Annotated in this window: 6 protein-coding genes and 1 pseudogene; 6 read left to right on the forward strand and 1 reads right to left on the reverse strand. The window is 69.7% G+C overall.

Annotation, left to right across the window (positions count from 1 at the left end; genetic code table 11):
- The 6 genes from ACFQ7F_RS44115 to ACFQ7F_RS44140 form a co-directional block, all read left to right on the forward strand.
- The coding region (locus tag ACFQ7F_RS44115) for an alpha-glucosidase C-terminal domain-containing protein (protein ID WP_383284829.1) at nucleotides 1–168 on the forward strand (168 nt) is incomplete at its 5' end.
- A 13-nt stretch (nucleotides 169–181) separates the two neighbouring features.
- Nucleotides 182–1,525 (forward strand): maltokinase, encoded by a 1,344-nt coding sequence (locus tag ACFQ7F_RS44120; protein WP_383284815.1) that lies wholly within the window; start codon nucleotides 182–184, stop codon nucleotides 1,523–1,525.
- Nucleotides 1,525–3,744, forward strand: a complete 2,220-nt coding sequence (gene glgB / locus ACFQ7F_RS44125; RefSeq protein WP_383284818.1) for a 1,4-alpha-glucan branching enzyme — start codon at nucleotides 1,525–1,527, stop codon at nucleotides 3,742–3,744. Before ACFQ7F_RS44120 ends, glgB begins: the two co-directional genes overlap by 1 nt.
- A 143-nt stretch (nucleotides 3,745–3,887) precedes the next feature.
- On the forward strand, nucleotides 3,888–4,889 hold the full coding sequence (locus ACFQ7F_RS44130; protein WP_383284821.1) for an MsnO8 family LLM class oxidoreductase: 1,002 nt from the start codon (nucleotides 3,888–3,890) through the stop codon (nucleotides 4,887–4,889).
- Nucleotides 4,890–4,928: 39 nt separating this feature from the next.
- On the forward strand, nucleotides 4,929–7,274 hold the full coding sequence (locus ACFQ7F_RS44135) for an ATP-binding cassette domain-containing protein (protein WP_383284824.1): 2,346 nt from the start codon (nucleotides 4,929–4,931) through the stop codon (nucleotides 7,272–7,274).
- Nucleotides 7,275–7,481: 207 nt separating this feature from the next.
- The gene (locus tag ACFQ7F_RS44140; RefSeq protein WP_383284826.1) at nucleotides 7,482–8,357 is read left to right on the forward strand and encodes a family 16 glycosylhydrolase; all 876 of its coding nucleotides are present in this window, start codon (nucleotides 7,482–7,484) and stop codon (nucleotides 8,355–8,357) included.
- A 10-nt stretch (nucleotides 8,358–8,367) separates the two neighbouring features.
- Here the strand turns inward: ACFQ7F_RS44140 and ACFQ7F_RS44145 are convergent.
- A pseudogene (locus tag ACFQ7F_RS44145) lies at nucleotides 8,368–8,668 on the reverse strand (sugar kinase); the annotation flags it as partial.

Raw genomic sequence — 8,668 nt, forward strand, 5'->3', positions numbered from 1 at the left:
CAGACCTTCAACGGCCGCCACCCGGTCGAGCTGATCGGCGGGGTGCGCTTCCCGGCCATCGGCGAGCTGCCCTACCTCCTGACCCTGGCCGGACACGGCTTCTACTGGTTCCGACTGCACGACGACCTGCATCCGCGCCGCCCGGCGGACCCCGCCGTGTACCTGTGAAGGGACGTGTCGCATGTTGAAGACCGCTACGCCGTCGCGCGGCACCCCCCTCAGTCCTCCGCTGATGCTCACATCGCTGGGCGGGGTACTCGAGGAGTGGCTGCCCAAGCAGCGCTGGTTCGCGGGCAAAGGCCTTCCCATCACGGAACTGAGCGTGGTGTCGATGACCGAACTGCACCCGGGCTGCCTGCACCTGCTTATCCGTTCCCGGCACGCCGGATCGCGCGACGGCTGCTACCAACTGCTCCTCGGCGTGAGCGAGGACCTGCCGCCCCACCTCCACCACGCCGTCATCGGCCGCCCCGGCGGGGGCCCCTTCGAGGGCCTGACCGTGTACGACGCCCTCCACGACCCCCGGTCGGCCATGCTGCTGCTCGAGCGCCTCCGCACCCCGGGCGCGGCAGGCCCCTTGCGCTTCGAACGTGACGCACAGGCCGCGATACCCCCGGGGCTCACGCCCCGCGTCCTGGACGGAGAGCAGTCCAACACCTCCCTGGTGTACGGCGATTCCTTCATCCTGAAGATCTTCCGCCGCATCCAGTACGGCATCAATCCGGACCTGGAGGTTCCCTGGGCGCTCGCCCGCGAAGGCTGCGCCCGCGTACCCGCTCCCGTGGCCTGGTTCTGGACCGCCGAGCCTCGCAGGACGACACTCGGGGTGCTCCAGCCCTTCCTGCGCGAGGCGACCGACGGCTGGACCCTCGCCCTGCAGGCCCTCGCATCGGGCAGGGACTTCACCGATGAGTCGTACGAACTGGGGCGCGCCACCGCCGAAGTGCATCTGGCCCTGGCTCACGCCTTCGCGCCCGGCCTCCCTGACCGGCACGGGGGCGGTCGGCTCGCCGCCGCGATGATCGCGCGCCTGGACGCCACCGCCCATCAGGTACCGGCGCTCGCTCCTTACGTGTCCCGTCTGCAGGCCGCGTACGACGTCGTCGGAGCACGCGTCCCCGGCAGGCCGGACCAGCGGATCCATGGGGACCTGCACCTCGGCCAGGTCCTGCGGGCCGGGAACCGGTGGTCCGTCATCGACTTCGAGGGCGAACCGGCCCGCCCGATCGCCGAACGAAGACGCGCCCAGGCCCCCGTACGCGACATCGCGGGCATGCTCCGCTCCTTCGACTACGCGGCCCATGCCAGGCGCCCTTGGCAGCCCCAGTGGGCAGAGCGTTGCCGGGACGCCTACTGCGCGGGCTACGCCTCCGAATCGGCGTGGGACCCACGGCAGCAGGGCGCGCTCCTGCGGGCCTACGAGACGGACCGGGCGGTGTACGAAGCGTTGTACGAGGCCAGACACCGTCCGGACTGGCTGCCCGTGCCCATGGCGGCGATCGCCCGTCTCGCGAAAGGCCACTGATGACCACGGCAGCCGTCGCACATACACGTCCTCCCGCGCCGCAACTCGATACGGAGAGCCGCGAGCGCCTCCTCTCGGGCACGCACCATGACCCGCACGCGCTGCTCGGCGCGCATCCGGTACCCGGTGGCGTGGCTTTCACGGTGCTGCGCCCGTACGCCCAGGCGGCGACGCTCGTCGTCGGTGAGCGGACCACGAGACTGAACGACGAGGGAGACGGCTTCTTCTCGGGCGTTCTGCCGATCGCGTCGGTCCCCGAGTACGCGCTGCGGCTGACGTACGACGGCCGGGACACCGCGCTCCATGACCCCTATCGCTTCACGCCCGCTCTGGGCGAACTCGATCTGCACCTGATCGGTGAGGGTCGGCACGAGGAGCTGTGGAAGGCGCTGGGAGCGCACCCGATGACCCACCAGGGTGTCGCCGGCACCCGTTTCACGGTGTGGGCGCCCAACGCCAGGGGGGTGAGGGTGTGCGGGGGCTTCTGCGGTTGGGACGGATCCGCCTACCCCATGCGCTCTCTCGGCTCGACCGGCGTGTGGGAGCTTTTCGTCCCCGGTGTCGGCGAAGGGGACCTCTACAAGTTCGACATCACACGCCCCGACGGCACCCACACCGTGCGCGCGGACCCGATGGCCCGCCAGGCGGAGGTACCGCCCGCGACCGCATCGGTGGTCACTCGGTCGACCCACGTGTGGGCAGACACGGCATGGATGGCGCACCGGGCGGACCGCCCCGTGTGCCGGTCCCCCTTCTCCGTGTACGAGGTCCATCTGCCTTCCTGGCGGATCGGCCTTTCCTACCGGCAGCTTGCCGAACAGCTCACGGCCTACGTGGCCGATGCCGGGTTCACGCACGTGGAGTTCCTGCCGGTGGCCGAGCATCCGTTCGGTGGATCGTGGGGCTATCAGGCCACCGGGCTCTACGCACCGACAGCCCGCCTGGGCACGCCCGACGACTTCAAGTACCTCGTGGACGCGCTGCACCAGGCGGGCATCGGCGTGATCGTGGACTGGGTCGCCGCCCACTTCCCCAAGGACGACTGGGCGCTTGCGGCATTCGACGGCGAGCCGCTGTACGAGCCGCAGGACCCCCGGCGTGCCGAACACCCCGACTGGGGCACTCTCACCTTCGACTTCGGGCGCCGGGAGGTGCGTAACTTCCTCGTGGCCAACGCGAGTTATTGGTGCGAGGAGTTCCATGTGGACGGGCTGCGGGTGGACGCGGTGGCCTCGATGCTCTACCTCGACTACTCACGCGAGGAGGGGCAGTGGGCGCCCAACGAACACGGCGGCCGGGAGAACCTGGACGCGGTGTCGTTCCTGCAGGAGATGAACGCGACGGTCTACCGCCGCTGCCCCGGGGTGGTCACCATCGCCGAGGAGTCGACGGCATGGGACGGTGTCACGCGGGCCACCCACCACACCGGCCCGGGCGGCTTCGGTGGCTTGGGTTTCGGCTTGAAATGGAACATGGGCTGGATGCACGATTCCCTGGAGTACATCCAGCACGAGCCCGTGCACCGGCAGTACCACCACCATGAGTTGACCTTCGCGATGGTCTACGCGTACAGCGAGAACTACCTCCTGCCGATCTCACACGACGAAGTCGTGCACGGCAAAGGTGCGCTGGTGTCCAAGATGCCGGGCGACTGGTGGCAGCGGCGCGCCGACCACCGCGCCTACCTGGCGTACATGTGGGCCCACCCCGGTAAACAACTCCTCTTCATGGGGCAGGAGTTCGCCCAGGGCGCCGAGTGGTCGCAGGAGCACGGCTTGGACTGGGGGCTGCTGGACGCGTCCTGTCCCGCGCAGCCGGACCACAGCGGCGTGCAGCGGCTGGTGCGCGACCTCAATCACCAGTACCGGGCCGCCCCCGCACTGTGGGAGCAGGACACGGTCCCGGCCGGATTCGCCTGGGTCGAGGCGGACGCGGCGCAGGACAATGTGGTGGCGTTCCTGCGCTTCGCGGCCGACGGGACCCCGATCCTGGCCGTGAGCAACTTTTCCCCGGTGGTGCGCCACAACTACCCGCTCGGGGTGCCTGAGACAGTCAGCGCCTGGAGAGAGACGCTCAACACCGACGCGGCCCAGTACGGCGGCGGCGACGTGCGCAACCCCGACCTGCTGGAAGCGACCCCTGCGGCCGCCGGAGCCTTTCCGTCCCGCCTCCACGTGACTCTCCCTCCACTGGCCACGCTGTGGCTGCGTCCGGCGTGACTTCGCGAGACCAAAGAAGCGGAGATCAAAGAAGCGGAGATCAAAATCACTTTGCCCGCCCCGCGGACCTGACGGAAAATTGAGACCGCAGATCCGCGGATTCTCAGAATCGCGGAGGAGTTCAGCCGGAGAAGAGGTGTCGCGTGGAAGCAACCCGTTTCTCCGTACTCGACCGTTCCCGCACCCGCGAGGGGCACGACGGTCCCGAGGCCCTGCGTGACACCGTGCGCCTGGCCCAGGAACTCGAAGAGCTCGGCTTTCATCGTTTCTGGGTGTCGGAGCACCACGCGGTGCCGGGCGTCGCGGGGTCCGCGCCGACCGTCCTCGCCGCGGCCGTCGCCGCCGCGACGCGCACCATCCGGGTCGGCACGGGCGGCGTGATGCTGCCGAACCACCAACCTCTCATCGTCGCCGAGCAGTTCGGGGTCCTCGAAGCGCTCTTCCCCGGGCGCATCGACATGGGGCTCGGCCGCTCGGTGGGCTTCACCGACGGGGTGCGCAGGGCTCTTGGCCGGGACAAGCACGACGCGGAGGACTTCGCCGCGCAGCTCACCGAGCTCCTGGGCTGGTTCCGCGGCACATCGGACACCGGAGCGCATGCCCGCCCCGCCGAAGGTCTGACGGTCCCGCCGTTCGTCCTGGCCATGGGCGAGGGCGCCACCATCGCGGCACAGGCCGGGCTTCCCATGGTCATCGGCGACATCAGGAGCCGCGAGAAGATGCTCCGCGGCATCGAGCAGTACCGCTCGTCGTTCCGGCCTTCACAGTGGTCGAGCGAGCCGTACGTCGTCGTCTCGGGCTCCGTCGCCGTCGCGGGGACGCCCGAGGAGGCCCGCCGCCTGCTGATCCCGGAAGCCTGGTCGATGGCGTACTCACGCACCCACGGCACGTTCCCGCCCCTGCCCCCGGCCGAGCGCATCACGTCACCGGAGATGACGATGACCGAGAGGGAGCGCGACTTCTTCGAATCCGGTCTCGTCGGCCACATCCACGGCACGGAGGAACAGGTGGCCGACGAGCTCGAAACGCTGATCAAGGAGAGCGGGGCGCAAGAAGTCCTGGTCACGACCAGTACGTACGACCGCGAAGGTCTGCTCGACTCCTTCCGGCGCCTCTCCCGGGTCGCGGGTCTGGCCGCGACCTAGAATCGTGGGGTTTGCCCCCGAACCGCGTACGGAGTCCCCATGCACAGCCCCCACGATCCGTTCGTCCGCGTCCGGGGTGCCCGCGAGCACAATCTGCGGAACGTCGACGTGGATGTTCCGCGTGACGTCCTCGCGGTCTTCACCGGTGTCTCCGGCTCGGGCAAGTCGTCGCTCGCCTTCGGGACGATCTACGCGGAGGCCCAGCGCCGGTACTTCGAGTCCGTCGCCCCGTACGCCAGGCGCCTCATCCACCAGGTGGGCGCGCCGAAGGTCGGTGAGATCACCGGCCTGCCTCCTGCGGTCTCGCTCCAGCAGCGCCGCTCGGCGCCCACGTCCCGCTCCTCGGTGGGCACCGTCACCAACCTCTCGAACTCGCTGCGCATGCTGTTCTCCCGCGCCGGGACCTATCCCGAGGGCGCCGAGCGGCTCGACTCGGACGCCTTCTCGCCGAACACGGCGGCCGGGGCCTGCCCGCAGTGCCACGGCCTGGGCCGTGTGCACCGCACGAGCGAGGAACTCCTGGTCCCCGATCCGTCCCTCTCCATCCGTGAGGGCGCGATCGCGGCCTGGCCCGGGGCGTGGCAGGGCAAGAATCTGCGGGACGTCCTGGACGCGCTGGGGTACGACGTCGACCTTCCCTGGCGCGAGCTGCCACAGGCGGACCGGAACTGGATCCTGTTCACGGACGAGCAGCCGGTGGTGACGGTGCACCCGGTGCGGGACGCGGGCCGTATCCAGCGCCCGTACCAGGGCACGTACATGAGCGCACAGCGCTATGTGATGAAGACGTTCTCGGACTCCAAGAGCCAGACGCTGCGCGCCAAGGCCGAGCGGTTCCTGGCGAGCGCCGACTGTCCGGCCTGCGGGGGCAGCAGACTCCGGCCGGAGGCGATGGCGGTCACGTTCGCGGGCCGCACGATCGCCGACCTCGCCGCGCTACCCCTGTCGGAACTGGCCAAGGCCCTCCAGGGCAGCACGGGTTCGGAGGCGGCGCGCGTTCTGTCCGACGACCTCCTTGCCCGCATCGCCACGATCACCGAACTGGGTCTCGGCTACCTGAGCCCGGACCGCGCCACGCCCACTCTCTCCACGGGTGAGCTCCAACGACTGCGCCTGGCGACCCAGTTGCGCTCGGGACTCTTCGGTGTCGTGTACGTCCTTGACGAGCCGTCGGCCGGTCTGCACCCGGCGGACACGGAGGCCCTGCTCACCGTCCTGGACCGGCTCAAGGCCGCGGGCAACTCGGTGTTCGTCGTGGAACACCATCTCGATGTCATGCGCCACGCGGACTGGCTCGTCGACGTGGGCCCGGACGCGGGTGAGCACGGCGGCCAGGTCCTGCACAGTGGCCCGGTGGCGGATCTGGAGAGCGTCACGGAGTCCGCGACGGCGCGCTTCCTCTTCGATCGCGAGCCCGCTCCGGTACGCCGGGTGCGCGCCCCGCGCGGCTGGCTGAAGGTCGGCCCCGTGAGCCGGCACAACCTGCGCGACGTGACGGCCGAGTTCCCGCTCGGTGCCTTCACCGCGGTCACCGGCGTGTCCGGTTCGGGCAAGTCCACGCTCATCGGCGAGGTCACCGAGGACCTTGACGGCGTGGGGCGCCTGGTGTGCGTCGACCAGAAGCCGATCGGCCGCACACCGCGCTCCAATCTGGCCACCTACACGGGCCTCTTCGACGTCGTGCGCAAGGTCTTCGCGGCCACGGACGCGGCACGGACACGGGGTTACGGCGTCGGGCGCTTCTCGTTCAACGTCGCGGGCGGGCGGTGCGAGACCTGTCAGGGCGAGGGGTTCGTGAGCGTGGAACTGCTCTTCCTGCCCAGTACGTACGCGCCGTGCCCCGACTGCGGGGGTGCGCGCTACAACCCCGAGACCCTCGAAGTGACGTACCAGGGACGGAATATCGCGGAGGTGCTCGATCTGACGGTGGAGTCGGCGGCGGAGTTCTTCGCGGACACCCCGGCCGTCGCGCGCAGCCTGCGGACCCTCCTGGACGTGGGCCTCGGCTATCTGCGCCTGGGTCAGCCCGCGACGGAGCTCTCGGGGGGCGAGGCCCAGCGCATCAAGCTGGCGAGCGAGTTGCAGCGTGTGCGGCGCGGTCACACGCTCTACCTCCTGGACGAGCCGACGACCGGGCTCCACCCGGCCGATGTCGAGGTCCTGATGCGTCAGCTGCACGGCCTGGTCGACGCGGGTCATTCGGTGGTGGTCGTCGAGCACGACATGGCGGTGGTGGCGGGCGCGGACTGGGTGATCGACCTGGGTCCCGGCGGCGGCGACAAGGGCGGTCGCGTGGTCGCTGCGGGGCCGCCAGATGCGGTGGCGCGGGCCGCGGGGAGCCGGACGGCGCCGTATCTGGCGCGGGCGACGGCCGGGGGCCGGTGAGATTGGTCCGCACCAACTCCTTGACGTCGAACCGGAGGCTGCCTTAAATCAAGTACTGAACAAAGCCTCGGGGTTGATCGCCCGCCGCGTTCAGTTCTCGATGTCGCGTTGTCATGCGCATGTCTTGATTTGGTATGCGTACACCTCAATACCCCGCACCAATCTCGCACCCCCCACTCTCTCGCCACCCCCACGTGAAGCGATGTGATGACAGTGCACACCTCTTGGCGCCGCCGTGCGACGCTCTCCACGGTCGCCCTGGCCTGCTGTGCCTCGGCCCTGGCCGGACTCCCCGCCGGAGCGTCGGCGGCCCCCTCTTCCTCCCCGGTCAGCTCAGCCGCGGCTGCCACCTTCACCGACGACTTCAACGGCGCCGCCGGCTCCGCGGTCGACGGCAGCAAGTGGCAGATCGAGACCGGCGACAACGTCAACAACCACGAGCGGCAGTACTACACATCGGGCAACAAGAACGCCGCCCTCGACGGCCAGGGCAACCTGGTCATCACCGCCCGCAAGGAGAACCCCGAGAACTACCAGTGCTGGTACGGCAAGTGCGAGTACACCTCCTCCCGGCTCAACACCTCGGGCAAGTTCACGCAGACGTACGGCCATGTCGAGGCCCGGATGAAGGTGCCGAAGGGGCAGGGCATGTGGCCCGCGTTCTGGATGCTCGGCGCGGACATCGGCAACGTGGGCTGGCCCCAGAGCGGTGAGATCGACGTCATGGAGAACGTCGGCTTCGAACCGGGCACCGTCCACGGCACGCTGCACGGCCCCGGGTACTCGGGCTCCGGCGGCATCGGCGCGGGCTACACCCTGCCCGGCGGCGAGGCGTTCTCGGACAAGTTCCACACCTTCGCGGTGGACTGGTCACCCAACAAGGTCACGTGGTCAGTGGACGGCAACGTCTACCAGACCCGCACACCGGCCGACCTGGGCGGCAAGCAGTGGGTCTTCGACAAGCCCTTCTTCCTGATCCTCAACCTGGCGGTCGGCGGCTACTGGCCCGGCGACCCGGACGGCAACACGAGCTTCCCGCAACAGCTCGTCGTCGACTACGTCCACGTGACCACCAACAACTAGTCGCAGCAGGCTAGTTGAGGCGCGCCAGCAGGTGTGCGGCCTCGCGGGTCGCCGGATACAGGTCCAGGTAGAGCCCGTACAGCTGGTCGTAGACGGTCGAGGCGGTCGCCTCCGGGGTGACCACCTCGACCGTCGGGTTCCAGTGCGCGATGTCGCCCGGCTCGGCGAGCCCGGCGCCGATCGCCGCGAGGAACGCGTCGCCGTACGCGGCGCCGATGGTGTGGCGCGGCAGGTGCTGCTCGCGCCCGGTCACGTCCGAGACGATCCGGGTCCACAGCTCACGGGCGCCACCGCCGACCGCGACCAGGCGG

The sequence above is a fragment of the Streptomyces sp. NPDC056486 genome, assembly GCF_042795295.1.
In the GTDB taxonomy this organism is placed as follows: domain Bacteria; phylum Actinomycetota; class Actinomycetes; order Streptomycetales; family Streptomycetaceae; genus Streptomyces.

Coding starts and splice junctions, on each gene's coding strand:
- ACFQ7F_RS44120 (WP_383284815.1), top strand. CDS start 182: ATGTTGAAGACCGCTACGCCGTCGCGCGGCACCCCCCTCAGTCCTCCG.
- glgB (WP_383284818.1), top strand. CDS start 1,525: ATGACCACGGCAGCCGTCGCACATACACGTCCTCCCGCGCCGCAACTC.
- ACFQ7F_RS44135 (WP_383284824.1), top strand. CDS start 4,929: ATGCACAGCCCCCACGATCCGTTCGTCCGCGTCCGGGGTGCCCGCGAG.
- ACFQ7F_RS44140 (WP_383284826.1), top strand. CDS start 7,482: ATGACAGTGCACACCTCTTGGCGCCGCCGTGCGACGCTCTCCACGGTC.